Genomic DNA, 26,266 nt, shown 5'->3' on the forward strand with positions numbered 1-26,266 from the left:
TGAATGAAATACTGGATGGTCCTGTGGCTGGCACTTGCCACAACGGCGATGGCGGCCCCGCGTAGCCAAGGGACGCCTGGGGAATTTGATTTTTATGTGTTGTCGCTGTCATGGTCGCCGACCTTCTGCCTGACGCATCCGGACAACGAGCAGTGTTCGGGCAAGGGCTACGGTTTTGTGCTGCACGGCTTGTGGCCGCAATACGCGCGGGGAGGGTGGCCGGCGACCTGTGCGACGCAATCGCGCTTGAGCCGCGAAGAGATGGACAAAGGCGCGGCGCTGTTCCCGACGCGCTCGCTGCTCACCCACGAATGGGCCAAGCACGGCACCTGCAGCGGGCTGGAACCCTTGGCATACCTGGAGAAAACCGATGCGGCGCTGGGCGTGGTTGCCATCCCTGAGCAACTGCAACCGTTCAACACACCGCCGTCGTTGCCTGCCCGCGAGATCGAGGCGCTGTTTCGCGAAAGTAACCCGCGCATGGGCACCCATGGGCTGGCGGTGATCTGCAAAGGCAAGGTGCTGTCGGAGGTGCGTGTGTGCCTGACCAAGGACCTGGCCTTCGCCGGTTGCCCACGCAGTGTGAAAACCCAATGCCGTGATGGCGAAATCCGCATTCCCACGCAGCGTTGAACGCCGGCATCCACACACCTTTGCCCAAGCCACTGCACTAGGTCGAGATCCTGGCTGAGGATGGGCGGGTGTGTGGCGTCGAAGACTGTGTGATCCACGCCCCAGGGTGATTTTGTTCAATACCGATTTGACCCGGCCTTATACCGTGGAACCCTGTTTACGCCTCATCATAAAAAGGGAACCGCAATGAGCTTGATCATTTCCATGGCCGCCTTCGCCCTGGCCACGTCCATCACGCCGGGACCGGTCAACGTGGTCGCCCTGAGTTCAGGCGCGCGCTTCGGTTTTGTCGCCAGCCAGAAGCATGTGTTCGGCGCTGCCGTTGGCTTTACCTTGCTGTTGGTGCTGATCGGCCTGGGTTTGCACGAGGTGCTGGTGCGCTGGCCCATCCTGACCCAGTTGATCCAGTGGGGTGGGGTGGCGTTCCTGCTGTACATGGCCTGGAAACTGGCGGTGGACGACGGCCAGCTCAACGCGGAGGGCAGCGCGACAGCGCCATCCATGCTCTACGGCGCGATCATGCAATGGCTCAACCCCAAGGCCTGGCTGGCCTGTGTGGCGGGCATGGGCCTGTTTGTGGCCGACGGGGATGGGCGGCAAGTCTGGCTGTTTGCCAGTCTCTACCTGGTGATCTGTTACCTGTCGGTGGCGTGCTGGGCCTATGCCGGGACCTTTCTACGCCGTTACCTGGACAATCCCCACGGCGTGCGCCTGTTCAACCGCTCGATGGCCGCGTTGCTGGTGGCCAGTGTGGGTTATTTGCTGATGGCTTGAGCACCTCGCGGTATTGCCCGGGGGTGGCGGCGAAATGCTGCTTGAAGGTGCGCTGGAAGTGCGCCTGGTCTGCAAAACCGGCGGCGAGCGCTACGTCGGCGATCAACTCGCCCTTGCGCAGCTGGGTGCGGGCAAACTGGATGCGCTGGTTGACCAGGAACGCGTGGGGCGTCAGCCCGTAGTACTGCTTGAAGGCGCGGATCAGGTACGACGGCGACAGTTCGGCCGCCAGGCAGATGTCTTCGAGTTTCAACGCCTCGGTGCAGTGCGCACGGATGTACTCGGCGGCCCGCTCCAGCTTGTGGTTGACCTCGCGCATCGGTGTGGGTGAAGGGTTCAGGCGCTGCTGGACTTCGCTGAAGTAACTCACCAGTGCGCTCTGCTTTTGCAGCAATTCGGCCTGCTCGTTCACCAGCATCCGGTACAACGCCAGCAAGCCGCCGTACAGCAGCGGGTCACGGGTATGCGGCGTATTGAACGGGCGATAACCCTGGTCGGTGCTGAAGCCCAATTGGTACTGCAGCTCGGTCAGCCAGGGCGTGTCGAGGTACAGCATATGATAGGACCAGGGCTGGTCGTGGATAGGGTTGCAGGCATGCACATCGCCGGGGTTCATCAATACGACGGTGCCGGCGCTGATCTGGAATGTATCGGCGCCGTAATGGTAATAGCTGCGCCCGGTGGTGATCGCGCCGATGGAGAAGTGCTCATGGGCGTGACGGGTGTAAGTGACCTTGCGCCCGTCGGCGATGGTGCGCGCTTCGATGAACGGCAGGCGCTCGTCGCGCCAGAAGCGCGGTGCGGCGGGGAAAGGGGCGGGCGGTGTCATGGGCGCGACTCCAGGGCAGTCAAGATCAGAAACGGATCGTTGCACAGACCCTGGCGTTTGGGTAGCCGATGGCTTAATAGGGTTTCAGATTGTGCAAACGCTCGTTTCGGCGGTTGTTGATCAGCAGGACCTTTTCCACATTGTTGAGGTTCTGCGTGGACTCACTCAGATCCCGGTGGTTACTGAGCAGGCACTGGTCAACGACCATCCTGGCAATCGCTTCGAGTCGTGCCGATTGCCAGGACTTCGGTATGGGGGCGGGGTCACCCTGGGTATCCGTTATGAGGGTGGCGTCCAGGGGATGGAGCAGGACCTGCGAACTGGCGCCCGCCACGGGTTCGGAACCGGTGAGATAAGCGCTCCAATCGATCTGCAACTGAACAGGGTCTGGGGCGACCGGGTCATTCAGCAAACCGGATGGCGGGCTGGCCAGCTGCGTGACCAGCATCTGCCTGGGAAGCAGTTGCAGCAGGTAGCGATCCCGCTGGTAGCGAACACGCAACAGGCATCCAAAATGTGCGGTGATCATCGTGTCCCGGGCAGCGGGGGACGGTTTGCGCAGCAGGTACAGTTCGATGTTTCCCTGCTCCAGGCTGACGCGCTTGGGCAGCGGCAGGCAGGCCAGCAGGTAGGCAATGCACACGATATAGCTCTCACGGATGGATTCGAGCGCGGCGTGGAAGTTTTCATCAGCGTTGTGGTCCTTGAGCGTTCTCAAGGATGGCGAAAACCTGTTGACACGTACCTGTGGCTGAATCGCCCTCCAGCGTTCAATGTGCTTTAACTCACCGGCCAGATACAGTTCGGCCAGGGAAAAGGAAATATCCTGGGTACTGACTTGCGGATAGCGAATACCGGGCGGAAGGAAGGGCGCCGGCATGAACACGGTTTTGTCCAGGTGAGCGTTATCCGGATAGACCTCACGCAGGTACCTCAATGCCGCCTCCTTCTGATCCGGATAGGGGGTGTGCAGCGATCCGAAGGCATCGTTGAGTGTGCGCTTCTGTTTCTCATAGGTGCGCACGGCGAGCTCGCCTTTAAAGGGCAGGTCCGTGTCCGTCGCATCCACCACGCCATTGGCACGCGCCCAGTCGAGGACGGGATCGACCGTAGGAGGCAGCGCCCAGAATTCCCGGTTGAGCGTCGTGGCAGGGTTATGGACCAGGGTCATGATGTTCTCAAGTGTCATGTACCGGCTGGCGCCAGGGGTTTTCAGCTCGATGAAATCGACGAACTGCTTGAACACGACCCAGTTCTGGTTACACAGGTAAGGCAAGGTTTCGGGGATGTTGCGCACGAGCAATTGTGGCGCGCTGCCACTGAGCAGCAAATGCGCGGCCAATGGGGCACCCTCCAGCAGCGTCTGGCGCAGGAGGGCTTCAAGATTGCTGCGCACCAGTGCACAGTTGTCACCCCAGTAGTAATCGGTATCGATGGCCAGCCCGCCGACCAGGTTGCGTTGTGTGCCGGCCTGTTCGTCCAGGCTCAGAATCAGCGCGCTGAGCAGCAGTGTTTGTCGACGCTGTTGGGGCGTTGTACCGTGCAGTGCGGCATCGGACCAGATGACGAGGGTGGCCAGGCGCTCGACCAATAGCTGGCTGCGCTGGCTCTGCACCATCTGGTTCAGCAGCATGTCCGCTTCGGCGCGGATCCTGGGGGCGCTCTTGCCCGCCCAACAAGGTTCGCCGAGCCACTTGAACAGGGGCGCTCCATGCGCCTGTGCAAACGCCTGTTGCGCTTCGTATACCTGTCGGCGTTGTGTGCTGGATAAGGTCAGCAATGACGGCTGCGGCTGGCCCAGGCCCTGCCAGTAGTTGCCCAGCCGTGGTGTCGCAGCCCTGACGGCCCTCAGGTAGTGCGCCGCCTGCCGGGCCTGCTCCGCTGTCTTCACTTCGGGCATGCGCAGGAACTTCATCAACTGCTTGAGGGTGGCCTTCATATCACTGCGCAGCTCGCCACCCAATTGTTTGGCCAGCTCCTGCAAGGGCGTGAGACAGCGCTTGAGCGCTGGACTGGAGACGATATCGTCCGTGAGGTTTCTGCGCCTGCCGTCCCTGTCGTCCGCGCCCACGTACCCCTCTTCAGTCAGCAGTACCAGCGCCTTTTCGTCGTCGATACCGCGTTTCACGCAAATGGCGACAAATGATCTGTGCTTGATCATCATCAGCAGTTTTTCGGCGCTCTCCTCCAGCAACTGGTAGAACATCGAGTCAGTGTCCAGCTCGACCGTATCGTCGAGCTCAACCTTTTCATCGGGTTGTTTGCCAGCGCTGACTCGCTCCAGCTCTGTCTGCAGCCGATTGAAGTTATTCAGGGCGCTCAGGCTGTTTTGTTTGCGCTTGAGCCATTGCGCATCCTGGGCAGCTTCACTGCAGTACGGCTGCCCAGGCACGGATGACTGGCGCAGGCGCGCGATCAGGGCGTGCACCTCGCTGGCCTGGAGGGGGACCTCGATGGCGTAGAAGTGCATGAGCTGCGCCAGGCTCAGGCTGTTATTGGAGGCCACCTGTTCTCCCAGCAACGACGCATATTGCGCCAGGCGAATCAGCCGACCCGCCACTGGCGCACCGCCCAGGTGTGTACGCAGGCTGATACTGGTCCCCGGGATCTGCGCGGGTGAGGCCCGCAGGGAGTGATCCTCGCCGGAATAAATAAAGTATTCATCGGGACCCAGCGCAGTTGGGAACGTCTGCGTGAACTCGATCGAATTGATCACGCTCTGCAGTAATTGCGCGGCTTCTTTCAAGGTGTGCGCTACGAAGGAGTCAGACCTCAGCGTGAGGCGCTGGCGGTAAGCGAGGTAGCTGTCATGGGGTTCATCCGTGGTTGCCGCGCTGGCCATGCATTGCTCGAGGTTATCGGCCAGTTGCAGCAAATCCAGGTGCTGTGCGTGCATTTCATGGCGTGTCGCCGACTGCGCGCGGCCATTGTCACCCATCGTTGGAAAGGCATGGTAGGCCTGCAGCTCATCGACAATCATCCGCGCCTGGATCTGGTTTTTGGGCAACGTGTAGCCGTAGAACGCCAGCGTCAACTCGAGTGGCAATTCAAACGTACTGTGGCCGTTTGGCAAGTCGATATAGGGCACGCCCAGCTGGTTGGGATCAAGGATCTCGGAGATGCCCAGGATCGGCACGGACACTTCCAGCCAGCCTGGGTCGTCATGAAGATGAAAGGCCCTGGGTGTCATTTGGTCTTCGTGAATGACATTGGCGTGCAGGGAGCTTCCCATGACCTTGATGCTTCGATACTCCAGGTGCCGCGCGTCGGCCCATGCCAGGAACACGCTCTGGTTGATAGCCTTGCCGAACAGCACCATCCATTGGCCAAGCCTGGAGTTGCGGTCGACCGCGATCAACGCGGGAGGCCCCAGCAGAGTCCAATTGTGCGGTAAGGCGGGCGACAGCAGCGCAACCAGGCTGTTGATCAGCTTCAGATCATCCTGGGTGGCAAACAAGACGGGGCTGGCAGGCAGTGGCTCGGTCGCCGCAGCGGCAATCAGCGGGGCAAATTCGTACATGAATGAAGTTCCGTTTCAAGGTTGCCCAAGAAAACGTTCTTGGGCGGAACTTCATGGTCGAGGGTTTTTACCTGGGCTTGATAGCCTGCGCCATCCGGAGTTGCTGTAGGTCGAGTAGGCAGCCACGGTGATCCGATGGCGAGGCACGCCAACGCAGGAGGTGGGCGTGCTCATCGCTCAGAAGCGCTCCGGGCAGGGCACCAGAAAGGCCGCTTCCAGCAGTTGACGCGTATACCCATGCTGCGGATCAGCGAAAATCGCTCGCGCATCGCCTTGCTCCACCACCTGCCCCTGCTTGACCACCATCAGTTGGTGACTCAGCGCCTTCACCACCGCCAGGTCATGGCTGATAAACAGGTAGGTCAGGTTGTACTTGGCCTGCAGGCTGCGCAGTAATTCCACCACTTGCCGTTGCACGGTGCGATCCAGCGCCGAGGTCGGTTCGTCCAGCAGGATCAGGCGCGGCTTGAGCACCAGTGCGCGGGCGATGGCGATGCGTTGGCGTTGGCCGCCGGAGAACTCATGGGGGTAGCGATGACGGGATTCAGGGTCCAGGCCCACCTCCTTGAGCGCCGCGATAATCGCCGCTTCCTGCTCGGCAGCTGTGCCCATCCTGTGGATGCGCAGGCCTTCGCCGACGATCTCGCTGACGCACATGCGTGGGCTCAGGCTGCCGAACGGGTCCTGGAACACCACCTGCATTTCCCGGCGCAACGGGCGCACCTGTTGCTGGGTCAGCGTGTCCAGCTGCTGGCCTTCGAAACGAATCCCGCCCTTGCTGGCAATCAAGCGCAGGATCGCCAGGCCCAGGGTGGATTTGCCCGAGCCGCTTTCGCCGACGATGCCCAGGGTCTGGCCCTGGGGCAGGCTGAAGTTGATCCCGTCCACCGCCTTGACGTAATCGACGGTGTTGCGCAAGAAGCCCTTCTTGATCGGGAACCAGACTTTCAGGTCATCGACTTCCAGCAACGGCGGGCCGACTTCGTTGCTGGCCGGGCCACCGCTGGGTTCCGCCGCCAGCAATTCCTGGGTGTAAGGGTGTCGGGGCGACTGGAACAGCGTCTCGCACTCGGCCTGCTCGACGATGCAGCCTTGCTGCATCACGCAGACGCGGTGAGCAATACGCCGCACCAGGTTCAAGTCGTGGCTGATCAACAGCAAGGCCATGCCCAGGCGTGCCTGCAATTCCTTGAGCAACTCCAGGATCTTCAACTGCACGGTGACGTCGAGGGCCGTGGTCGGCTCATCCGCGATCAACAACTCCGGCTCATTGGCCAGGGCCATGGCGATCATCACCCGCTGGCGCTGGCCGCCGGACAATTCGTGGGGCAGGGCCTTGAGCCGTTTGTGCGGCTCGGGGATACCCACCAGTTCCAGCAGCTCCAGGGTGCGCCGGGTCGCGACCTTGCCGGTCAGGCCCTTGTGCAGGCCGAGCACTTCGTTGATCTGCTTCTCGATGCAGTGCAGCGGATTCAACGACGTCATCGGCTCCTGGAAGATCATCGCGATGCGGTTGCCGCGAATATGCCGCAGGGTCTTTTCCTTCAGGGTCAGCAGGTCCTGGCCGGAATAGGTGATGGTGCCGGACGGATGCCGGGCCAGCGGGTAGGGCAGCAGGCGCAGGATCGAGTGTGCGGTCACCGATTTGCCTGAGCCGCTTTCGCCGACCAAAGCCAGGGTTTCGCCGCGCTTGATATCGAAGCTGACGTTGTTCACCACACGGTGGTGATGCTCGCCCGTGACGAACTCGACGGAGAGGTCGCGGATTTCGATCAGATTGTCCTGATTCATCTCATTTCCTCGGGTCGAAGGCATCGCGAGCGGACTCGCCGATAAACACCAGCAAACTCAACATGATCGCCAGCACGGCAAACGCGCTCATGCCCAGCCACGGTGCCTGCAGGTTGGATTTGCCCTGGGCCACCAGTTCGCCCAGGGACGGCGAACCGGCCGGCAGGCCAAAGCCGAGGAAGTCCAGGGCGGTCAGGGTGCCGATGGCGCCAGTGAGGATAAATGGCATGAAGGTCATGGTCGAGACCATGGCATTGGGCAGGATATGGCGGAACATGATCGCGCCGTTCTGCATCCCCAGTGCCCGCGCCGCGCGCACGTATTCGAGGTTACGCCCGCGCAGGAACTCGGCGCGCACCACGTCCACCAGGCTCATCCAGGAAAACAGCAGCATGATCCCCAGCAGCCACCAGAAGTTCGGCTGCACGAAGCTGGCGAGGATGATCAGCAGGTACAGCACCGGCAAGCCCGACCAGATTTCCAGGAAACGCTGCCCGGCCAGGTCGACCCAGCCGCCATAGAAGCCCTGCAGGGCGCCGGCGATCACGCCGATGATCGAACTGAGCACCGTCAACGTCAGGGCAAACAGCACCGACACACGGAAGCCGTAGATCACCCGCGCGAGCACATCGCGGCCCTGGTCATCGGTACCCAGCAGATTGACGCGCGAAGGCGGCGCGGGGGCCGGTACCTTCAGGTCGTAGTTGATGCTCTGGTAGCTGAACGGGATCGGCGCCCACAGGGTCCAGGCGTCCTTGGCCTTGAGCAGTTCCTGGATATACGGGCTCTTGTAGTTGGCTTCCAGGGGGAATTCGCCGCCGAAGGTGGTTTCCGGGTAGCGCTTGAGCGCCGGGAAATACCAGTCGCCGTCGTAGTGCACCGCCAGTGGCTTGTCGTTGGCGATCAGCTCGGCGCCCAGGCTCAGCCCGAACAGGATCAGGAACAGCCACAGCGACCACCAGCCACGCTTGTTGGCCTTGAACCGCTCGAACCGGCGGCGATTGAGGGGGGACAGGTTCATCTCAATGCTCCCGGCTGGCGAAGTCGATACGCGGATCGACCAGGGTGTAGGTGAGGTCGCCGATCAGTTTCACCACCAGCCCCAGCAGGGTGAAGATAAACAGCGTGCCGAACACCACCGGGTAGTCGCGGTTGATCGCCGCTTCAAAGCTCATCAGGCCCAGGCCGTCGAGGGAGAAGATCACTTCCACCAGCAACGAGCCGGTGAAGAAAATCCCGATGAACGCCGACGGGAAGCCGGCGATCACCAACAGCATCGCGTTACGGAACACATGGCCGTAGAGCACGCGGTGGTTGGTCAGGCCCTTGGCCTTGGCGGTGATCACGTATTGCTTGTTGATCTCATCGAGAAAGCTGTTCTTGGTCAGCAGGGTCATGGTCGCGAAGTTGCCGATCACCAGCGCGGTGATCGGCAGCGCCAAGTGCCAGAAGTAGTCGAGCACCTTGCCGCCCCAGCTCAACTCATCGAAGTTGTTGGACGTGAGCCCGCGCAAGGGGAACCAGTCGAAATAACTGCCGCCGGCAAACACCACGATCAGCAGGATCGCAAACAGGAACGCCGGGATCGCATAGCCGACGATGATTGCCGAGCTGGTCCACACATCGAAGTGGCTGCCATGTCGCGTGGCCTTGGCGATCCCCAGGGGGATCGACACCAGGTACATGATCAGCGTGCTCCATAACCCCAGGGAGATGGATACCGGCATCTTTTCCTTGATCAGGTCGATGACCTTGGCGTCACGGAAGAAGCTGTCGCCGAAATCCAGCCGGGCGTAGTTCTTGACCATGATCCACAAGCGTTCCGGCGCCGACTTGTCGAAGCCGTACATTTTTTCGATTTCCTTGATCAGCGCCGGGTCCAGGCCCTGGGCGCCACGGTAGCTGCTGGAACCGGCCACCGAGACCTCGGCACCGCCGCCGGCAATGCGGCTGGTGGCGCCTTCAAAGCCTTCGAGCTTGGCGATCATCTGTTCCACCGGGCCACCGGGGGCGGCCTGGATGATGATGAAGTTGATCAGCAGGATCCCGAACAGCGTCGGGATGATCAGCAACAGGCGGCGAACAATATAGGCCAGCATTTAATCGCCTCCGCTCGCCGCATCGGCGTTGGTGTCGGTAGTCGTTTCCAGGGTGACGGCAGGTTTTACGTTGGGTTTTGCCCACCAGGTGGCGGTGCCCACGTCATAGCGTGGCGGGGTTTTCGGATGGCCGAGGTGGTCCCAGTACGCCACGCGGAAGGTCTTGATGTGCCAGTTGGGGATCACGTAGTAGCCGAACTGCAGCACACGGTCCAGGGCCCTGGCATGGGCGATCAGGCTTTTGCGCGAGTCGGCGTCGATCAGTTCTTCTACCAGTTGGTCCACCGCCGGGTCCTTGAGGCCCATGTAGTTGCGGCTGCCGGGCTTGTCGGCGCTGGAAGACTTCCAGAACTCCCGCTGCTCGTTACCCGGCGAGGTGGATTGCGGGAAGCTGCCCACCACCATGTCGAAGTCCCGCGAGCGGATACGGTTGACGAACTGCGAGACATCCACCCGGCGGATCACCAGGTCGATGCCCAGGTCCGCCAGGTTGCGCTTGAACGGCAGCAGGATGCGCTCGAACTCGGTCTGGGCCAGCAGGAACTCGATGGTCACCGGTTTGCCCGTGGTGTCGACCATCTTGTCGTCGACGATGCGCCAGCCGGCTTCCTGCAGCAATTGGTAGGCCTCGCGTTGCTGGGTACGGATCATGCCGCTGCCGTCGGTTTTGGCCGGCTCGAAGGCCTGGGTGAAGACTTCGGCGGGGATCTTGTCGCGCAGGGGTTCGAGGATCTTCAGCTCATCCGGGCCGGGCAGGCCGGTGGCGGCCATTTCGGAGTTTTCGAAGTAGCTGCGGGTGCGGGTGTAGGCGCCGTTGAACAGCTGTTTGTTGCTCCACTCGAAGTCCAGCAACAGGCTGATGGCCTTGCGCACGCGCACATCCTGGAACATCGGCTTGCGCGTATTGAACACAAAACCTTGCATGCCGGTAGGATTGCCGTTGGGGATTTCTTCCTTGATCAGCCGGCCCTCGGTCACGGCCGGAATGTTGTAGGCGTTGGCCCAGTTCTTGGCGCTGAACTCCAGCCAGTAGTCGAACTGCCCGGCCTTCAACGCTTCCAGGGACACGGTGCTGTCGCGGTAGTAGTCGGTGATGCGGTTATCGAAATTGTAGAAACCCTTGGTGATCGGCAGGTCCTTGGCCCAATAGTCCTTGACCCGCTCGTAGCGGATCATGCGCCCGGCCTTGACCTCGGCCACCTTGTACGGCCCGCTGCCCAGCGGCACCTCCAGGTTGCCCTTGGCAAAGTCCCGCGTGGCCCACCAATGCTTGGGCAGTACCGGCAGTTGCCCGAGGATCAGCGGCAATTCGCGGTTGTTGGTGCGCTTGAACTTGAACAGCACCCGCAGCGGGTCTTCGGCGACCACTTCATCGACATCGGCGTAGTAGGTGCGGTAGATCGGCGAGCCTTCCTTGATCAATTCCTGGAAGGTGAACACCACGTCTTCGGCACGGATCGGGTGGCCGTCGTGGAAGCGCGCTTCGGGCCGCAGGTAGAAACGCACCCAGCTGTTGTCCGGGGCTTTTTCGATCTTGCCGGCGACCAGGCCGTATTCGGTGATGGGTTCGTCCAGGCTCTGCATGGCCAGGGTGTCGTAGATCAGGCTGACGTTGTCGGCCGGCACGCCCTTGCTGATAAACGGGTTGAGGCTGTCGAAGCCGCCCATGCTCGACTCGCGGAAGGTGCCGCCCTTGGGCGCGTCCGGGTTGACGTAGTCGAAGTGCTTGAAGTCGGCGGGGTATTTCGGCGGCTCGTTGTACAGCGTCAGTGCGTGTTGCGGGGCGGCGTGGGCCGTGGTGCACAGCAACAGGCTGCCGAGCAGTACGTTGCGCAAATACATCATTGGGCTTTCTCCGAAGCTTTCAGCCACCATGCGCTCAGGCCCAGGCTGTAGGGCGGCGTGGTGACAAAGGCGAACCGGTTGCGGTACGCCAGGCGATGATAGTTGAGGTACCAGTTGGGAATGCTGTAGTGCTGCCACAGCAGCACCCGGTCCAGGGCGCGGCCGGCGGCCAGTTGTTCTTCGCGGGTCTGCGCCGCCAGCAGTTGTTCCAGCAGGTGATCGACAACGGGGTTGGCGATGCCCGCATAGTTCTTGCTGCCCTTGATCGCGGCCTGGCTCGAGTGGAAGTACTGCCACTGTTCGAGGCCGGGGCTCAAGGTCTGGTTGAGGGTGATCAGGATCATGTCGAAATCGAATTGATCCAGGCGTTGCTTGTACTGGGCGCGGTCGACGGTGCGCAGGCGTGCGTCGATGCCGATGCTGATCAGGTTCTCGACATAGGGCTGCAGGATGCGCTCCAGGTTGGGGTTGACCAGCAGGATCTCGAAGCGCAGCGGTTGCCCGTCCTTGTTGAGCAGGCGTTGGCCCGACAGCTTCCACCCGGCTTCGCCCAGCAGCGCCAGGGCGCGGCGCAGGGTTTCGCGGGGGATGCCGCGCCCATCGGTCTGGGGCAGGCTGAAGGCTTGGGTAAACAGGTTGGGCGGCAGCTGGTCGCGGTAGGGGGAGAGCATCAGCCATTCATGGCCGATTGGAACCCCGGCAGCGGCGAATTCGCTGTTGGGGTAATAGCTGAGCGTGCGTTTGTAGGCGCTGCTGAACAGGGTGCGGTTGGTCCACTCGAAGTCGAACATCAGCCCCAGGGCCTCACGCACCTTGGTCTGGCTGAAGGTCGGGCGCCGGGTGTTCATGAACAGGCCCTGGCTTTGGGTCGGGATCTGGTGGGCGATCTGCGCCTTGATCACTTCGCCACGGTTCACCGCCGGGAAGTTGTAGCCATTGGCCCAGTTCTTGGCCTGGTGCTCGATATAAATGTCGAACTCGCCGGCCTTGAACGCTTCGAAGGCCACGTCGCTGTCGCGGTAGAACTCCACCTCGACCTTGTCGTAGTTATAGAAGCCCTGGTTGACCGGCAAGTCCTTGCCCCAGTAATCCTTGACCCGTTCGAACACCAACTGGCGTCCAGGGGTGACCTTGCTGATGCGGTACGGCCCGCTGCCCAGGGGCGGTTCGAAGGTGGTCGCCTTGAAGTCGCGGTTTTTCCAATAGTGCTGGGGCAATACCGGCAACTCGCCCAGGCGCAGGATCAACAACGGGTTGCCGGCGCGCTTGAACACAAAGCGGATGCGGTGACGGTTGAGGATGTCCACCCGTGCCACTTCCTGCAGGTTGGTGCGGTATTGGGGGTGGCCTTCGGTCAGCAGGGTGCGATAGGAAAACGCCACATCATAGGCCGTGATCGGCTTGCCATCGTGGAAGCGCGCCTGCGGACGCAGGTTGAACACGACCCAGCTGCGGTCCTCGCTGTATTCCACCGACTGGGCAATCAGCCCGTAGCTGGAGGTGGGCTCGTCGCCGGACGGCGCGTACTGGCCGGTGCCGACCATCAACGGCTCATTCAGCTCATTGACGCCGTATTGCAGGAAGTTGGGGGTGGAAACCGGGCTTGAACCCTTGAACGTGTAGGGGTTGAGGGTATCGAAGGTGCCAAATGCCATGACCCGCAAGGTCCCGCCTTTCGGCGCTGCAGGGTTTACCCAATCGAAGTGGGTGAATTTGGCCGGGTACTTGAGCGTGCCGAACTGCGTGTAACCGTGGCTCTCGGTTATTGTCGCGTTCGCACCAAAGCTCAAGGCCAGACTTATTAGTAGAAGGAGGGGACGCTTCAAGTCAGGGATCCGATCCAGGCGGCTTGGGCTTTATGATCGGTACAGTAACAGCTTGTTCCGGATGGAAAAAGCCAGTCGGGATGATGTAGAACCAATGTGGGAGCAAGCTCCCTCCCACATTGGTTCTCCGGGGTTCTTGAAACCTTAGCGCGGCCCGGAAACCACCAGCATCTGCCCAGGCTTCAGCGCCTGGCCAGTACGTGGGTTCCAACGCTTGAGATGTTGCATCTCGACGTTGAAGCGCTTGGCGACGATGTACAGCGAGTCGCCTTTCTTGACCTTGTACTGCACCGGCTTCTTGCTGTCGGCCTTGGCCACCAGCTTGCGGGTGTCCTGCATCACCAGGGTCTGGCCGACCTTGAGGGCCTGGCCGTTGAGTTTGTTCCAGCGCTGCAGGTCATGCACATCGACCTTGTTCGCCTTGGCGATCAGCGTGAGGTTGTCGCCACTGCGCACCTTGTAGCTGCGGGTGCGGCCGGCCACCCGAGCAGTCTCGACTTCGTCGAACACCTGCTTTTTCGGGCGCATCGCCAGCAATTCTTCCGGCTTCATCGTCGAAAGGGTGCTGGTGAGCAATTGTGCCTTGGAGCTCGGCACCAGCAGGTGCTGCGGGCCATCCAGGGTGGTGCGTTGCTTGAGCGCCGGGTTGAGCTGGAACAGTTCGTCTTCGTCGATCTCGGCCAGCGCGGCAACCCGCGACAGGTCCATGCTTTGCTTGACCTCGACCACTTCGAAGTACGGCGTGTTGGCAATCGGGTTCAGGTTGACGCCATAGGCCTCGGGGGCCAGCACCACCTGGGACAGCGCCAGGAACTTGGGCACATAGTCCTTGGTTTCCTGGGGCAGGGGCAGGTTCCAGTAGTCGGTGGGCAGGCCGAGCTTCTCGTTGCGCTCGATGGCCCGGCTCACCGTGCCTTCGCCGGCGTTATAGGCGGCCAGGGCCAGCAGCCAGTCGCCGTTGAACATGTCGTGCAGACGGGTCAGGTAGTCCAGGGCGGCGGTGGTGGAGGCGGTGATGTCGCGGCGGCCGTCGTAGGCGCGGGTCTGGCGCAGGTTGAAGTAGCGCCCGGTGGAGGGGATGAACTGCCACAGGCCGACGGCATCGCTGCGCGAATACGCCATCGGGTTGTAGGCACTTTCGATCACCGGCAGCAGCGCCAGCTCCAGGGGCATGTTGCGTTCTTCAAGGCGTTCGACGATGTAATGAATGTAGAGGCTGCCGCGTTCACCGGCGTTCTCCAGGAAGGACGGGTTGCTGGCGAACCACAGGCGCTGTTGCTCGATACGCGGGTTGACGCCCACGTTGTCCTGCAATTGAAAGCCGCGGCGCATGCGTTCCCACACGTCCTGGGGTACTTCTGGAGCAGGCTTCTCTGAAAGCCAGATGACGGGTTTCTGCTTGATCTTGGCGGCAAGGTTGGGCTTGGGTTGCACGGTGGATTGTGCGGCGAAATTTGTCGATTGGCAGCCCGCCAGCGTGGCGGACACAGCCACCGCCACAGCTTGAGCCAGGCGGGTCAATGCGTCTGAATGGTTGGATTTACGAATAGATGACGACATTGGCTGGAAGTAAGTTCCGGGCAAAAATGTCGGGCGATTCTAGAAAGCACTTTGGTTCCGGTCAACCATTCAGAAATTACGTATCAGATTGCGTCCCTTTAGAACTTATCTTTCCACGCCCTCAAGCTAGCAAATACCTCGGCCCCAGAGCGGTTGTCGCGGCCATTCCGTTCGTCCGCTTTTTGTTTAACGGATGTTTCAGAGGTGCGCAGGAAGGGGTTGGTACGCTTTTCCAGGGCCAGGTTGGACGGCAGCGTCATCTCGCCCCGGGCCCGCAGCTGACGGACGTTTTCCACCCGTTCGGAGATGTCGGCATTCTGCGGTTCCACCGCCTGGGCAAACTTGAGGTTACTTTGTGTGTATTCGTGGGTGCAGTACACCAGGGTGTCGGCGGGCAGGGCGGCCAGGCGCTCGAGGGAGGTGTGCATCTGTTCCGGCGTGCCTTCGAACAGGCGGCCACAACCGGCGGCGAACAGGGTGTCGCCACAGAACAGCACGCCCTGGTGGTAGAAGGCGATATGGCCTAGGGTGTGGCCGGGCACGGCATAGACGTCGAAGTCCCAGCCCAGCACGCTGATGCGGTCGTTATCCCGCAGGGCGATGTCCCGCGCCGGGATCGTCTCGTTGGCCGGACCATACACCTTGGCGTCGCTCACACCCTTGAGTTGCTCGACACCGCCGACATGATCGTGGTGATGGTGGGTAATCAGGATGTCGCTGAGGGTCCACGTCGGGTTTTGCTCGAGCCAGGCCAGTACCGGCGCGGCATCGCCGGGATCGACCACGGCACACCGTTGGGTCTGCGGGTCCTGCAGCAACCAGATGTAGTTATCGGTGAAGGCGGGCAGGGCACTGATCTGTATCATTCTTCGATTCGCCAAGCTGAACACATTGGTGCATCTTAGAACGTCTAGGCGAGTTGGAGAATGCAATGACTGATAAAGCGTTCGCCCAGGCCGATCCTGAGTGGCTGGCCCTGATCGGCGCAGCCCGTGAATGGCTGTCCGGGCCCATCGGGCAATTTCTGCTGGATGAAGAACGGCGCATGCTCGAAGACGAGTTGGGTCGTTTCTTTGGCGGCTACCTGGTGCATTACGGTCCGTCGGCCCAGACCCCGCCCGCCGCGCCCCAGGTGCAACGCAACGTGCGCCTGGGCGCGCCGTTGCCGGGGGTGGAGATTGTCTGCGAAGAACAGGCCTGGCCATTGAGCGAGCACGCCGCCGATGTGGTGGTGTTGCAGCATGGCCTGGATTTCTGCCTGTCGCCCCACGGTCTGCTGCGTGAAGCGGCGAGCAGCGTGCGCCCTGGTGGCCATTTGCTGATTATCGGCATCAACCCTTGGAGCAGCTGGGGCCTGCGCCATGTGTTCGCCCATGATGGCCTGCGTCAGGCGCGCTGCATCTCGCCATCACGGGTCGGGGACTGGCTGAACCTGCTGGGCTTCGCGCTGGAGAAACGCCGCTTCGGGTGCTATCGTCCGCCGCTTGCCTCGGCCAAGTGGCAAGGCCGCCTGACCGGTTGGGAACGCCGCGCGGGCGCCTGGCAACTGTCGGGTGGCGGCTTCTATTTATTGGTGGCGCGCAAGATCGTGGTCGGGCTGCGGCCGGTGCGCCAGGTGCTGCGCCAGCCCATGGGCAAACTGGTGCCGATGCCGATGGCCAAGGTCAACCGCAAGCAAAGCGAACCGTAGAACTTTTTTGATTTCAGACCTGCCCGTCTTGATGGATGTAACCGATGACCGATAGCGTAGAACTCTTCACCGATGGCGCCTGCAAGGGCAACCCCGGCCCCGGCGGCTGGGGCGCCTTGCTGGTGTGCAAGGGCGTAGAGAAGGAGTTGTGGGGCGGCGAAGCCAACACCACCAACAACCGCATGGAACTGATGGGCGCCATTCGCGGCCTGGAAGAACTCAAGCGCCGCTGCAACGTGCTGCTGGTCACCGACTCGCAATACGTGATGAAAGGCATCAACGAGTGGATGGTCAATTGGAAGAAGCGCGGCTGGAAGACCGCGGCCAAGGAGCCGGTCAAGAATGCCGACCTGTGGCAATTGCTCGATGAGCAATGCAACCGCCATGACATCACCTGGAAATGGGTGCGCGGGCACATCGGCCATCCGGGTAACGAGCGCGCCGACCAGCTTGCCAATAGAGGTGTGGACGAAGTGCGGGGCTACAAGCAGAGCTGATGCTGGTTGACGTGTTAACATCGCGCTCCTTGACTCACACCACACTGCACACCACACCGTTGAGAGCTGAACCCTGATGGCCATCCGATCTGTTGTACTCGATACCGAAACCACCGGCATGCCGGTGACCGACGGCCACCGGATCATTGAAATCGGCTGTGTCGAACTCATGGGTCGGCGCCTCACCGGTCGTCACTTCCACGTCTACCTGCAACCGGACCGCGACAGTGACGAAGGCGCCATCGGCGTCCACGGCATCACCGACGAGTTCCTCAAGGGCAAGCCGCGTTTCGCCGAAGTGGCCGATGAGTTCTTCGAATTCATCAACGGCGCCCAGTTGATCATCCATAACGCGGCGTTCGACGTCGGCTTCATCAATAACGAATTTGCCCTGATGGGGCAGACGGATCGTGCGGATATTTCCAAGCACTGCTCGATCCTCGACACCTTGATGATGGCCCGTGAGCGTCACCCGGGCCAGCGCAACAGCCTCGATGCCTTGTGCAAACGTTATGGCGTCGACAACTCCGGCCGTGAACTCCACGGCGCCTTGCTCGACTCCGAGATTCTCGCCGACGTTTACCTGACCATGACCGGCGGGCAGACCAGCCTGTCCCTGGCCGGCAATGCCTCCGACGGCACTGGCTCGGCGGAAGGCTCGGGCAACCGCCCTTCGGAAATCCGCCGCCTGCCGGCCGATCGCAAGCCCACCACCATCATTCGCGCCAGCGAGCAGGATCTGGCCGAGCATGCGGCGCGGTTGGAGGCTATTGCGAAGTCGGCGGGTGCGCCGGCGTTGTGGACCCAGCTAACACAACAATAGCCCTGCGTAGGTATGATCAAAATGTGGGAGGGGGCCTGCCCCCGATAGCGGTGTATCAGCCAATCAAATATGAGCTGGCATACCGTCATCGGGAGCAAGCCCCCTCCCAGGGTTGACCTCCATTGCTTTCAGAATCTTCATTCGCGTCATCGTCCCCGAGCTTCTACCCTTGAGTGCATAGCCCTCAGGACTACACGCGCTCATGTACAAAGACCTGAAGTTCCCCGTGCTTATCGTGCACCGCGACATCAAGGCCGACACCGTTGCCGGCGACCGGGTTCGGGGCATCGCCCGGGAGTTGGAGCAAGAGGGCTTCAGTATCTTTTCCGCCGTGGACTACGCCGAAGGCCGGCTGGTGGCGTCGACCCATCACGGCCTGGCGTGCATGCTGATCGCCGCCGAAGGCGCCGGTGAGAATACCCACCTGCTGCAAAACATGGTCGAGCTGATCCGCCTGGCCCGCCTGCGGGCGCCGAACCTGCCGATTTTTGCCCTGGGCGAGCAGGTCACCCTGGAAAACGCCCCGGCCGATGCCATGAGCGAACTCAACCAGCTGCGCGGCATTCTCTACCTGTTCGAAGACACCGTACCGTTTCTCGCCCGCCAGGTGGCCCGTGCTGCCCGCACATATTTGGATGGCCTGCTGCCGCCATTCTTCAAGGCGCTGGTGCAACACACCGCCGACTCCAACTATTCCTGGCACACCCCCGGCCATGGCGGTGGCGTGGCCTATCGCAAAAGTCCGGTGGGGCAGGCGTTTCATCAGTTCTTCGGGGAAAACACCCTGCGCTCGGACTTGTCGGTCTCGGTGCCCGAACTGGGCTCGCTGCTGGATCACACCGGGCCCCTGGCCGAAGCCGAAGCCCGCGCCGCGCGCAACTTCGGCGCCGACCATACCTTTTTCGTGATCAACGGCACGTCCACCGCCAACAAGATCGTCTGGCACTCCATGGTCGGGCGCGATGACCTGGTGATGGTGGACCGCAACTGCCACAAGTCGGTGTTGCATTCGATCATCATGACCGGTGCCATCCCGCTGTACCTGTGCCCGGAGCGCAACGAATTGGGCATCATCGGTCCGATTCCCCTGAGCGAGTTCAGCCCGGAATCGATCCGCGCCAAGATCGACGCCAGCCCCTTGACCCGCGGCCGGCCCCCCAAGGTGAAGCTGGCCGTGGTCACCAACTCCACCTACGACGGCCTGTGCTACAACGCCGAGCTGATCAAGCAGCAATTGGGCAACAGTGTCGAGGTGCTGCACTTCGATGAAGCCTGGTACGCCTATGCGGCGTTCCACGAGTTCTTTGCCGGGCGCTACGGCATGGGCACCTCGCGTACCCCGGACAGCCCGCTGGTGTTCACCACCCACTCCACCCACAAGCTGCTGGCGGCGTTCAGCCAGGCCTCGATGATCCATGTGCAGGACGGCGGCGCGCGTCAACTGGACCGCGACCGTTTCAATGAAGCCTTCATGATGCACATCTCCACGTCGCCGCAGTACAGCATCATTGCTTCGCTGGACGTCGCCTCGGCGATGATGGAAGGCCCGGCCGGGCGCTCGCTGCTGCAGGAAATGTTCGACGAGGCCCTGAGTTTTCGCCGCGCCCTGGCCAACCTGCGCCAGCATATCGCCGCCGAAGATTGGTGGTTCTCCATCTGGCAGCCGCCGTCGGTGGCGGGCATCGACCGCGTCGCCACGGAGGATTGGCTGTTGCAGCCGCAGGATGACTGGCACGGCTTTGGTGACGTGGCCGAAGACTACGTGCTGCTGGACCCGATCAAAGTGACCCTGGTGATGCCCGGCCTCACGGCCGGCGGTGCCTTGAGCGAGCATGGGATTCCCGCCGCGGTGGTCAGCAAATTCCTCTGGGAGCGTGGGCTGGTGGTGGAAAAGACCGGGCTGTATTCGTTCCTCGTGTTGTTTTCCATGGGCATCACCAAGGGCAAATGGAGTACCTTGCTCACCGAGTTGCTGGAGTTCAAGCGCAGTTACGACGCGAATGTCAGCCTCGCCAGTTGTTTGCCATCGGTGTTTGCCCAGGGCCCGGCGCGCTATCAGGGCCTGGGTTTGCGCGACCTGTGCGATCAATTGCACGGCTGTTACCGCAGCAACGCCACCGCCAGGCACCTCAAGCGCATGTACACGGTGTTGCCGGAAATCGCGATGAAACCCGCCGACGCCTATGACCAATTGGTAAGGGGCGAAGTGGAGGCCGTGTCCATTGATGCCTTGCCAGGACGCATTGCAGCCGTGATGCTGGTGCCTTATCCGCCGGGCATTCCGTTGATCATGCCGGGCGAGCGCTTTACCGAGTCGACCCGGTCGATCATCGACTACCTGGCGTTTGCCCGGACGTTCGATAGCAGTTTCCCCGGTTTTGTTGCCGATGTTCACGGGTTACAACACGAAGATGACGGCAGTGGTCGTTGTTACACCGTCGATTGCATCAAGGGTTAAGGATGTTTATGCAAGCTGTAATGAACCCGAAGTATCCAGGGCTCAGTGTGCGGGTCGCCGACGAGGGCTTCGACGCCTACGTGTGGGGCAATGATTTCAGCTTTGAGGTCAGTGCCTATGGCGTGCCGGAGATGGGCAGGCGGGTCGATCAATGGCCCGTGGAGCGCATCGTGCCGTACCGCAAGTGCTATGGCATCGACCCGGAAGAATTCGCCAGTTTTCGCGATGCGCCGGACAGTGCGATCTTCATGGCCTACCTGGATGATCGTGCGGTCGGGCATATCGTGGTCAGCACCAATTGGAACGGCTTTGCCCACGTTGACGAGCTGGCGGTGGCCTTGCCTGCCCGTCGGCACGGGGTGGCCAAGGCGCTGCTGGATGTGGCGCAGTTCTGGAGCCGCAAGAAAAACCTGCCGGGCATGATGCTGGAAACCCAGAACAACAACTTGGGTGCCTGCCGTCTGTATGAGCGTTGCGGCTACGTGATGGGCGGGATCGATCACCTGCGCTATCGCGGCATCGACCCGCAAACCCGTGAAGTGGCGATTTTCTGGTATCGATTGTTCAAGGCCGACGCCGAGCGGCGTTAACTTTCCAGCAGGCCCTGGGCCTTTTGCGTGACGATCTCCAGCAACGCATTCAGCGCAGGCGAGGTCACGCCATCCTTGAGTGTCAGCGCATATAGGCTGACCAGCATCGGCGGCGATACCGGGCATGTATCCAAACCCGCCTCACGCGCGCCAAACGCGGTGAATGGGTCGACTATCGCCAGGCCTTCGCCGGCTTCCACCATGCTGCGCATCATCTGGTAGGTCTGCACCCGTGTCTGCACCACCGGCAGCGGGCGCAGGGCTTGCAGCTTGGCGTCCAGCAGACGGCTGAGCGGGTCGTGTCCTTCAAGCCCGATCATCGCTTGCCCGGCCAGGTCCTGCAGCGCAATGTACTTCTGCTTGGGCTTGAGCCAGCCGTGGGGCGCCAGCAATTGCAGTTTGCCTTGGGCCAGCACCGTGCTGTGGATTTGCGGATGTTCCGGGTCATGCAGGCTCAGGCCCACCTCGGCCTCGTGCAGCAGCAGGCTGCGCACGATTTCCCGGGTTGGCTGGCTCGACAGGTTGCACGGCGTGTCCTGGAAGCGTCGGCGCAGCAGCGCGATGCTCTGGGGCAGCAGTTGATTGGCCAGGGGCGGCGTGCACAAGGCGCGCAGGGTGGGGGCGTGATGGTGTTTCAAGCGGCTGGCCAGGCGTTGCACCGGTTCCAGGGCTTCGTACACATGGGCTATTTCTGCCTGCAACTCCAGGGTTTCCCGTGTCGCCTGCAAACGCCCGCGCACACTGGCAAACAGCATGAAGCCCAATTGCCGCTCGGCCTCCTTGAGTGCCGCGTCTACATCGCCCACGGGAAGTTGCAACCATTCGGCGGCGGTGCCGAGGTGTCCGGTCTGCAGGATGGCCTGAATCACTTCGATATGACGTAAACGCATGGCCGGAGTCTATGTGCAGCGCCGTGGGGATTCAATGGTGCATGCCGTCGTGCGCAAAAAAGACGGTGTGGGTCGCGTATGTCGCTGGCGTTCAGCCAGGACCTCACTAGAATGGCGAGTCTGATCATCAACGACCAATGCCGATTACCGGCACATACAACAAAAACAGGTCTGGTCTCCTATGCCTCTGCCCTCGACAGTTCTCGGGGTAACGGTCAAGCAACTGCTGGTCCTGGTGACCGTAGGGTGCGTGGCTGCTTATCTCTTCAGCAATCACGATGAATCAGCTCCGGAAAACCTCACGCTTGAGGCATTTATCCGTGCCCAGGAGCCAGTCGCCGCGCAGGTCGGCACGGTGCTGGGCATGACGCAGGTCAAGCAGGTGGTGGCGTATCCGGGGTACAACTCGCCGGGCTACAGGCGGGTGATGTACGCGGTGGAAGGCGAGCGGGGCCGGTTGATGGTGACGCTCAAGCAAGTGGACGGTGAGTCGGGGCTTGAAGTGACGGAAATTCGCAGCCCGTGACCGCCCGGCCCAGTCGATGCCGTCAATGGCCGGGACTGAGCAGGTACGCCTGGGCGATCAAGCTTATGAGGCGAGGACGGTCTGCGATTCGCGGACGATAATGGTCCCCGACTGAATCAGCTTGAACTCATCGCCTTCGAGTTTTTCTACCCGGTCGCCAATGGCCAGCTTGTAGGTGGTGGTGGGTGCCGAGCCAGCCAGGTCGCCTTGCGCCGGGTTGGATTCCTGGAACTCATGCACCGAATACACGCGTCCTTCTGCGTCTCTGGCATGAAACTGTCCGACTAGTACTGCTGCCATCTGTTTAGAACCTCTGGAGATAAACACTCAATTCGCGGTGCTGTAGACCGTCATAAAGAGGGGGAGTTTACCTATTGAAAAAAAATACTATTCGCTGACATTTTCAGACGGTTCCTACGCATCAAATCGCGGGCCAAACGTCTGGAGGATTATCAAAACCTTCTGGTGAACGCACTGCGAAGCCTTTATAACTACAAGCTCCCTTAGTCAGACGTCGAGAAACCCAATGAGCAAGGTCTACACGATTGCCGTCCTGGTTGGCAGCCTGAGAAAAGACTCGATCAACCGCAAGGTCGCCCTGGCACTGGCCGAAATGGCCCCCGCCAACCTGAAGTTGAACATTGTGGAAATTGGCGATTTGCCGCTCTACAACGAGGACATCGACGGGGCATCGCCGCCCGCAGCCTACAGTACTTTCCGTCAGCAGGTACGTTCATCCGACGCGGTGTTGTTTGTGACACCGGAGTACAACCGCTCCGTACCCGCGCCGTTGAAGAATGCGATTGACGTCGGCTCCCGTCCTTATGGCCAAAGCGCCTGGAGCGGCAAGCCGGGGGCGATCATCAGCGTATCCCCGGGCGCCGTTGGCGGTTTTGGCGCCAACCACCATCTGCGCCAGTCCCTGGTGTTCCTCGATGTGCCATGCATGCAGCAGCCGGAAGCCTACCTGGGCGGAGCGGGCAGCGTGTTCGATGACGCCGGCAAGGTGTCGGAAAAGACCAGGCCGTTCCTGCAGGCATTTATTGATGCCTACGGCAAATGGGTAGAAAAACAGACAGCTTGAATCTGCGCCATTGTCCACTGTGGGAGGGGCAAGCCCTGACGCCAGTCAGTTAAGGATGAACACTGTAACTGTGGTGAGCGGGCTTGCCCCGCGCAGGGCTGCGCAGCAGCCCCAATAAGAGCTCTGCAGTGTGCCAGGCAGGTCCGGGGCTGTGTTTTGGGGCTGCTGCGCAGCCCAGCGCGGGGCAAGCCCGCTCACTACAGGTTTAACTGACTGGAGTTAGGGCTTGCCCCCTCCCTCAGTGTTGGATCAGCGCAACCAGTTAGTCCGCGCCAACTCGATCACTTCATCTCCACGCCCACTCATCACCGCCTTGAGCATGTACAGGCTGAAGCCCTTGGCCTGTTCCAGCTTGATGCTCGGCGGCATCACCAGTTCCTGGGTGGCCGTCACCACATCCACCAGCACCGGGCCATCATGGGCCAGGGCGCGGCGCAGGGCCGGTTCCAGGTCTTCGGATTGCTCCACGCGAATGCCGAGGATGCCCATGGCGTTGGACATGGCGGCGAAGTCCGGGTTTTTCAGCTCGGTGCCGGCATCCAGGTAGCCCGCGGCCTTCATTTCCATGGCGACAAAGCCCAGGGACGAGTTATCGAACACGATGACTTTGACGGGCAGGTTCAACTGCGCCAGTGAAATGAAATCCCCCATCAGCATGGCAAACCCGCCGTCGCCGGACATCGAGATCACCTGGCGCCCAGGAAAGGCTGCCTGCGCACCGATCGCCTGGGGCATGGCATTGGCCATGGAGCCGTGGTTGAACGAGCCGATCAGGCGACGCTTGCCGTTCATTTTCAGGTAGCGCGCCGCCCACACCGTCGGCGAGCCCACGTCGGCTGTGAAGATTGCATCGTCGTCCGCCAGTTCGCTGAGCAAACGCGCCACGTACTGCGGGTGGATCGGCCGGTTGGCCTTTGACGGTTGCGCCAGGTCGTCCAGGCCTTGGCGGGCTTTTTCGTAGTGCTTCAGCGAGGTCTCGAGGAAGCTGCGGTCGGTCTTGCGGGTCAGGCGCGGCAGCAGCGCGTCGAGGGTCTCGCTCACATCGGCAGCGATGCCCAGGTCCAGCGTGGCGCGACGGCCCAGGGCCTGCGGGTTGCGGTCGACCTGGATGATTTTGGCAGCGGTGGGGTAGAACTGGCGGTACGGAAAGTCAGTGCCGAGCATGATCAGCGTGTCGCAGTCGAGCATGGCGTGGTAGCCGGAGCTGAAGCCGATCAGCCCGGTCATGCCCACGTCGAATGGGTTGTCCCATTCCACATGTTCCTTGCCGCGCAGGGCGTGCACCACCGGAGCCCCCAGCGTGTCGGCCAGGGCCACCACTTGATCGTGGGCACCGGCGCAGCCACTGCCGCACAGCAGGGTGACTTTCTCGCTGCTTTCAAGGATCTCGGTCAGGCGCTGCAGGTCCTGTTCCGCCGGCAGGGTGCGCGGTGCGTGCAGGGCCGGCCAGGGCTTGAGCTTGTCTTCCACTTCCAGCAACGATACGTCCCCCGGAATCACCACCACCGCCACGCCGCGGTTGAGGACCGCCGAACGCATGGCACGGTGCAGCACGTGCGGCATCTGTTCGGGGTTGGTGACCAGCTCGATAAAGTGGCTGCACTCCTTGAACAGTTCCTGGGGATGGGTCTCCTGGAAGTAGTTCAGGCCGATCTCGGAGGAGGGGATTTGTGCGGCAATCGCCAGCACCGGCACATGGTTGCGATGGCAATCGAACAGGCCATTGATCAAGTGCAGGTTGCCCGGCCCGCAGCTGCCGGCGCACACCGTCAGTTCACCCGTGGCCGCCGCTTCGGCACCGGCGGCGAAGGCGGCGACTTCTTCGTGGCGCACGTGCATCCACTCGATGCTGTCCATGGTGCGCAGGGCGTCGGTGAGGCCGTTGAGGCTGTCGCCGGTCAGGCCCCAGATGCGCTTGATCCCCGCCTGTTCAAGGGTGGTCGCCAATTGCTGGGCCAGGTTGATTTTCGCCATGAAGAACTCCAATCGTCAGTGAGGTTAAAAACTGCTGATCAATAGGGGACAGTTCGATCACGGCGAATGCTCCGCCTTTAATGTGAAGATTGCGTCATGGACGCGCGGTATTGCCGGGTGCGCCGGGCGATAAACCACTGGTCGCGCACCAGCGCCAGCCACGGTGCTACCTTGGCATCGGGCAAGCGGCCGCGGCTCAGGCGGCGCATCTGGTCACGCACCACGGCCAGGGTCGCGAGAGCGGCCAAGGGTTTGCGCTGCCAACTGATCGGTTTGAGTTGCGGGTTGAGGTCGCGCCCCTCGTGCCAGTGTTTGATCAGTTGCGGTTCCAGGGTGAGGGCGGTGGCAATGCAGGCGCAGTTGGCTCATAGCAAGGCGCAGTTGCTGGGCGTGATCGAGGCGGTCCGGGCGCAGCCGGAAGGCGTGCCGTGCTCCATGGGGCAGAAGCAGGTGCTGGCATCGATTAAGATCGGTGCCTGAAAAAGCTTCGATGAGCATAGGTATCTACACAACGTAGCAGCCAACGCTAACCACGATGCGAAGCGAGCCGCCCTTGATCTTGCTTTAGATCTTGATCTTGATCTCAGGCGCCCCGTTAAACCACGCTGGCCGGAATTCGATAGTGATTTGGGGGGTAAACCGGCAGGGATGCCGGTTTAGCCGCCCCGCGCCATGGATGGCGCGTGGCGGCGGCCCCCCAAATCGCTGTCGGATTACGGGCACACCGAGCCTGGGCGAGGTGCCGAGTGGTGGGGCGAAGCGTTTTTGGTGGACTTGTTCCCTCGCAGCGGACGCCAAGAAGCGATATTTTAATCGCAACCTTGGAGGCACCTATGTCACAGCAAACCCGCCGCAGC

Annotated in this window: 21 protein-coding genes and 2 pseudogenes; 10 read left to right on the plus strand and 13 right to left on the minus strand. The window is 61.5% G+C overall.

Annotated features, from left to right (window positions below):
- The first annotated feature begins 3 nt into the window (after positions 1–3).
- Positions 4–633: a ribonuclease T2 family protein gene (locus PspCFBP13509_RS26670; protein ID WP_137212909.1), complete on the plus strand. Its 630-nt coding sequence runs from the start codon at positions 4–6 to the stop codon at positions 631–633.
- A gap of 186 nt (positions 634–819) precedes the next feature.
- Positions 820–1,407, plus strand: a complete 588-nt coding sequence (locus PspCFBP13509_RS26675; RefSeq protein ID WP_065947735.1) for a LysE family translocator — start codon at positions 820–822, stop codon at positions 1,405–1,407.
- Here PspCFBP13509_RS26675 and PspCFBP13509_RS26680 read toward each other — a convergent pair.
- From PspCFBP13509_RS26680 to gloB, 9 genes are all read right to left on the minus strand, one after another.
- Positions 1,349–2,236, minus strand: coding sequence for an AraC family transcriptional regulator (locus PspCFBP13509_RS26680; protein WP_065927923.1), 888 nt, complete (start codon positions 2,234–2,236; stop codon positions 1,349–1,351). The genes PspCFBP13509_RS26675 and PspCFBP13509_RS26680 overlap by 59 nt on opposite strands.
- A gap of 73 nt (positions 2,237–2,309) precedes the next feature.
- Positions 2,310–5,756, minus strand: a complete 3,447-nt coding sequence (locus PspCFBP13509_RS26685; RefSeq protein ID WP_137212910.1) for a hypothetical protein — start codon at positions 5,754–5,756, stop codon at positions 2,310–2,312.
- Positions 5,757–5,933: 177 nt separating this feature from the next.
- On the minus strand, positions 5,934–7,547 hold the full coding sequence (locus PspCFBP13509_RS26690) for an ABC transporter ATP-binding protein (protein ID WP_065947737.1): 1,614 nt from the start codon (positions 7,545–7,547) through the stop codon (positions 5,934–5,936).
- 1 nt (position 7,548) lies between these two features.
- A complete protein-coding gene (locus PspCFBP13509_RS26695) occupies positions 7,549–8,568 on the minus strand; it encodes an ABC transporter permease (RefSeq protein WP_027606501.1) in 1,020 nt (339 codons plus the stop codon).
- Position 8,569: 1 nt separating this feature from the next.
- The gene (locus tag PspCFBP13509_RS26700) at positions 8,570–9,646 is read right to left on the minus strand and encodes a microcin C ABC transporter permease YejB (RefSeq protein WP_027606500.1); all 1,077 of its coding nucleotides are present in this window, start codon (positions 9,644–9,646) and stop codon (positions 8,570–8,572) included.
- A complete protein-coding gene (locus PspCFBP13509_RS26705) occupies positions 9,647–11,491 on the minus strand; it encodes an extracellular solute-binding protein (protein WP_065947738.1) in 1,845 nt (614 codons plus the stop codon). It lies immediately after the preceding gene.
- On the minus strand, positions 11,488–13,317 hold the full coding sequence (locus PspCFBP13509_RS26710; protein ID WP_137212911.1) for an extracellular solute-binding protein: 1,830 nt from the start codon (positions 13,315–13,317) through the stop codon (positions 11,488–11,490). Before PspCFBP13509_RS26710 ends, PspCFBP13509_RS26705 begins: the two co-directional genes overlap by 4 nt.
- Before the next feature lie 144 nt (positions 13,318–13,461).
- The gene (locus tag PspCFBP13509_RS26715) at positions 13,462–14,877 is read right to left on the minus strand and encodes a lytic transglycosylase domain-containing protein (protein ID WP_092357791.1); all 1,416 of its coding nucleotides are present in this window, start codon (positions 14,875–14,877) and stop codon (positions 13,462–13,464) included.
- Positions 14,878–14,975: 98 nt separating this feature from the next.
- Positions 14,976–15,743 carry a hydroxyacylglutathione hydrolase gene (gene gloB, locus PspCFBP13509_RS26720; RefSeq protein WP_065927916.1) on the minus strand — a complete coding sequence of 256 codons (768 nt, stop codon included), beginning with the start codon at positions 15,741–15,743 and terminating at the stop codon, positions 14,976–14,978.
- A gap of 65 nt (positions 15,744–15,808) precedes the next feature.
- On the opposite strand from gloB, the gene PspCFBP13509_RS26725 reads away from it, so the two are divergent.
- The 5 genes from PspCFBP13509_RS26725 to PspCFBP13509_RS26745 all read left to right on the plus strand — a co-directional run bounded on the left by PspCFBP13509_RS26725 (position 15,809) and on the right by PspCFBP13509_RS26745 (position 20,935).
- Positions 15,809–16,567, plus strand: coding sequence for a class I SAM-dependent methyltransferase (locus PspCFBP13509_RS26725; RefSeq protein ID WP_137212912.1), 759 nt, complete (start codon positions 15,809–15,811; stop codon positions 16,565–16,567).
- A 44-nt stretch (positions 16,568–16,611) separates the two neighbouring features.
- Positions 16,612–17,064, plus strand: a complete 453-nt coding sequence (rnhA, locus tag PspCFBP13509_RS26730; RefSeq protein WP_003173571.1) for a ribonuclease HI — start codon at positions 16,612–16,614, stop codon at positions 17,062–17,064.
- Positions 17,065–17,146: 82 nt separating this feature from the next.
- Positions 17,147–17,887: a DNA polymerase III subunit epsilon gene (gene dnaQ / locus PspCFBP13509_RS26735; RefSeq protein WP_176718769.1), complete on the plus strand. Its 741-nt coding sequence runs from the start codon at positions 17,147–17,149 to the stop codon at positions 17,885–17,887.
- Positions 17,888–18,089: 202 nt separating this feature from the next.
- Positions 18,090–20,345 carry an Orn/Lys/Arg family decarboxylase gene (locus tag PspCFBP13509_RS26740; RefSeq protein ID WP_137212913.1) on the plus strand — a complete coding sequence of 752 codons (2,256 nt, stop codon included), beginning with the start codon at positions 18,090–18,092 and terminating at the stop codon, positions 20,343–20,345.
- An 8-nt stretch (positions 20,346–20,353) separates the two neighbouring features.
- Complete coding sequence (locus PspCFBP13509_RS26745; protein WP_137212914.1) at positions 20,354–20,935, plus strand: GNAT family N-acetyltransferase; 582 nt, start codon at positions 20,354–20,356, stop codon at positions 20,933–20,935.
- Here PspCFBP13509_RS26745 and PspCFBP13509_RS26750 read toward each other — a convergent pair.
- Positions 20,932–21,825 (minus strand): LysR substrate-binding domain-containing protein, encoded by an 894-nt coding sequence (locus PspCFBP13509_RS26750; RefSeq protein WP_137212915.1) that lies wholly within the window; start codon positions 21,823–21,825, stop codon positions 20,932–20,934. The genes PspCFBP13509_RS26745 and PspCFBP13509_RS26750 overlap by 4 nt on opposite strands.
- A 181-nt stretch (positions 21,826–22,006) precedes the next feature.
- On the opposite strand from PspCFBP13509_RS26750, the gene PspCFBP13509_RS26755 reads away from it, so the two are divergent.
- Positions 22,007–22,351, plus strand: a complete 345-nt coding sequence (locus tag PspCFBP13509_RS26755; protein WP_065927912.1) for a hypothetical protein — start codon at positions 22,007–22,009, stop codon at positions 22,349–22,351.
- A gap of 63 nt (positions 22,352–22,414) precedes the next feature.
- On the opposite strand, the gene PspCFBP13509_RS26760 is transcribed toward PspCFBP13509_RS26755, so the two are convergent.
- Positions 22,415–22,651: a hypothetical protein gene (locus tag PspCFBP13509_RS26760; RefSeq protein ID WP_065927911.1), complete on the minus strand. Its 237-nt coding sequence runs from the start codon at positions 22,649–22,651 to the stop codon at positions 22,415–22,417.
- Between the two features lie 226 nt (positions 22,652–22,877).
- Here PspCFBP13509_RS26760 and PspCFBP13509_RS26765 point away from each other — a divergent pair, with 226 nt between their 5' ends.
- Positions 22,878–23,435 (plus strand): NADPH-dependent FMN reductase, encoded by a 558-nt coding sequence (locus tag PspCFBP13509_RS26765; protein ID WP_027606488.1) that lies wholly within the window; start codon positions 22,878–22,880, stop codon positions 23,433–23,435.
- 249 nt (positions 23,436–23,684) lie between these two features.
- On the opposite strand, the gene poxB is transcribed toward PspCFBP13509_RS26765, so the two are convergent.
- On the minus strand, positions 23,685–25,409 hold the full coding sequence (poxB, locus tag PspCFBP13509_RS26770) for a ubiquinone-dependent pyruvate dehydrogenase (RefSeq protein WP_137212916.1): 1,725 nt from the start codon (positions 25,407–25,409) through the stop codon (positions 23,685–23,687).
- A 77-nt stretch (positions 25,410–25,486) separates the two neighbouring features.
- Positions 25,487–25,765 (minus strand): annotated as a pseudogene (locus PspCFBP13509_RS26775) (2,4-dienoyl-CoA reductase); the annotation flags it as partial.
- Here PspCFBP13509_RS26775 and PspCFBP13509_RS26780 point away from each other — a divergent pair.
- A pseudogene (locus PspCFBP13509_RS26780) lies at positions 25,758–25,889 on the plus strand (MerR family transcriptional regulator); the annotation flags it as partial. The pseudogenes PspCFBP13509_RS26775 and PspCFBP13509_RS26780 sit on opposite strands and share 8 nt — an antisense overlap.
- Positions 25,890–26,266: the final 377 nt, after the last annotated feature.

Origin of the sequence: Pseudomonas sp. CFBP13509 (assembly GCF_005233485.1) — a bacterium.
GTDB lineage: Bacteria > Pseudomonadota > Gammaproteobacteria > Pseudomonadales > Pseudomonadaceae > Aquipseudomonas > Aquipseudomonas marginalis.